Annotated in this window: 3 protein-coding genes and 1 pseudogene; all 4 read left to right on the forward strand. The window is 29.7% G+C overall.

Annotated elements, in window-relative coordinates; all coding sequences use genetic code 11:
• The first annotated feature begins 274 nt into the window (after nt 1-274).
• The gene (locus tag B5D41_RS13920) at nt 275-883 is read left to right on the forward strand and encodes a type IV toxin-antitoxin system AbiEi family antitoxin domain-containing protein (RefSeq protein WP_078811223.1); all 609 of its coding nucleotides are present in this window, start codon (nt 275-277) and stop codon (nt 881-883) included.
• Nucleotides 880-1,035: a hypothetical protein gene (locus B5D41_RS14195; protein WP_159442974.1), complete on the forward strand. Its 156-nt coding sequence runs from the start codon at nt 880-882 to the stop codon at nt 1,033-1,035. The genes B5D41_RS13920 and B5D41_RS14195 overlap by 4 nt, the downstream gene beginning before the upstream one ends.
• Nucleotides 1,032-1,568 (forward strand): nucleotidyl transferase AbiEii/AbiGii toxin family protein, encoded by a 537-nt coding sequence (locus B5D41_RS13925; protein ID WP_234983975.1) that lies wholly within the window; start codon nt 1,032-1,034, stop codon nt 1,566-1,568. The genes B5D41_RS14195 and B5D41_RS13925 overlap by 4 nt, the downstream gene beginning before the upstream one ends.
• A 26-nt stretch (nt 1,569-1,594) precedes the next feature.
• Nucleotides 1,595-2,011: pseudogene (locus tag B5D41_RS14600) on the forward strand (UDP binding domain-containing protein); the annotation flags it as partial.
• Nucleotides 2,012-2,091: the final 80 nt, after the last annotated feature.

Raw genomic sequence — 2,091 nt, forward strand, 5'->3', positions numbered from 1 at the left:
AGCCACGGACGGTGGAACGGTGTTTTTTGAAAGTGAATGAAGCAGGAGGCGGAATGAACGGCAAGCAGCGGAATTATATTGATGACATATAAGCAGCGAACTAACTATTTATCCCATAACATTGACCCACTCAGTGTTATGGGATTTTTAGCTTAAAATTAATATTTATTCCATAAATTATTGATTAAATTGAATAAAGATGATATAATTATTTTTGTAAAAACGTAGGCATCAACATTAAATTGCCTACAATTTTACAAGAGGAGAGGTTATTATGAAGAAAGAACATCAGAGAATAGAAAATATTTTTAAAAAGAATGGTGGCTACGCAAGAACCAAAGATATAATTAATAGTGGAATTCATTCACATTACCTTTATGAACTAGTAGAAGAAGGAATTGTAAATAAAGTCAAAACAGGTTTGTACTTTTGGGATAATGGAGATATAGATTATCTAAAAAATGGGTTTGTTAAAGCAAATGAAATTGTTCCTAAAGGCGTTATCTGTTTATTATCTGCTTTATCTTACTATGAAATAACTACTTATAATCATTTTGAATATTATATAGCTATTCATAGAAAAGATCGTAAACCGGTTTTGCCTGATTATCCTCCGATTAAAGTATTATATTTTTCAGAAAAACAATTTCAAATAGGAATCAAAGAAGTAAAGCTAAACAATAACGTGATAAGGATATATGATTTAGAAAAGACAATATGTGATTGTTTAAAATTCAAGGATAGAGTTGGAATGGACATAGTTAAAGAAGTACTAAATGAGTATGTAAAAAAACAAGATAGAGATATTGATAAACTACTTGACTATGCAGAGGAAATAGGTGTCTTGGATATAGCTAAGACCTATTTGGAGGTATTAATATGAGTAAGAACAAGATAAAATCAATTAGGGATAGATTATTGAATATATCCAGGAAAGAGAAGATAGATTTTAATCAAATATTACTATTTTATTTTCATGTAAAACAGAAACAATTACTGAGGGTGCTGATTATGAGGGAATCAGAATTAATATAACTTCATATTTAGGAAAGGCGAGAAAGAAATTGCAGTTGGATATAGGTTTTGGAGATATAATTGTTCCTAAGCCTAAAAAATTAAGCTATCCGAGTTTATTAAATTTGGATGCACCTGATGTAAATGTTTATTCTCTAGAATCAGTAATTGCTGAAAAATTTGAAGCAATGCTTAAACTAGGTAGGATTAACAGTAGAATGAAAGACTTTTATGATTTATATACTATTTCAAGACTTCATACTTTTGATGGTAGGGTTCTTCAGGAAGCAGTTTATGAAACGATTCAAAGAAGAGGAACTGCCCTTAAAGAAGAAGCAATAGTTTTTACAGAAAAGTTTATTAATAATAAAGAAAGATCACAAATGTGGAGTACTTACTTAAAAAGAATCAACATAGAATACATTTCCTTTTTTGAGGTTATGAAGAGTTTAGAAAAATTTCTATCTCCAATATATGAGGCCATTATTGAGGAAAAAGAATTGTTAAAGAGATGGGATAATGAAGAAAGTAGTTGGAAAAAATATAATGATTAAATAAGAAATTAGTATTTTAGTCCTTTGGTTATTGTCCATCAAAAGACACCAAGTAACTTAGAGCCAACTATGAAGGAATACCAAATGATATTATTGATGCAATAGTAAACTCTAATGATACTAGAAAAGATCATATTGCTGCTTCTATACTAAAGCAAGAATCAGAAGTAGTAGAAGTTTACAGACTAATCATGAAATCAGGCTCAGATAACTTTAGAGCATCTGCTATTCAAGGAGTAATGGATAGATTAGAGAATAAAGATGTAGGGTTAGTCATTTATGAACCAACTCTAGAGGAAGAAGAGTTTGCAGGTTTTAAAGTAATTACGGATCTAGCAGATTTTAAGAATATGTCAGATCTGATAGTTGCAAATAGAATGAATCAAGAGTTAGAAGATGTTGAAGAGAAGGTATATACCAGAGATCTATATAGAAGAGATTAGCACCTCGGATTAACTTAAATATAATTAACTGGTGCTACTAATTATAATTAGTCAATATACTTTCCAGAGCGACTCTTAAA

It is taken from the genome of Selenihalanaerobacter shriftii (genome assembly GCF_900167185.1).
GTDB lineage: Bacteria > Bacillota > Halanaerobiia > Halobacteroidales > Acetohalobiaceae > Selenihalanaerobacter > Selenihalanaerobacter shriftii.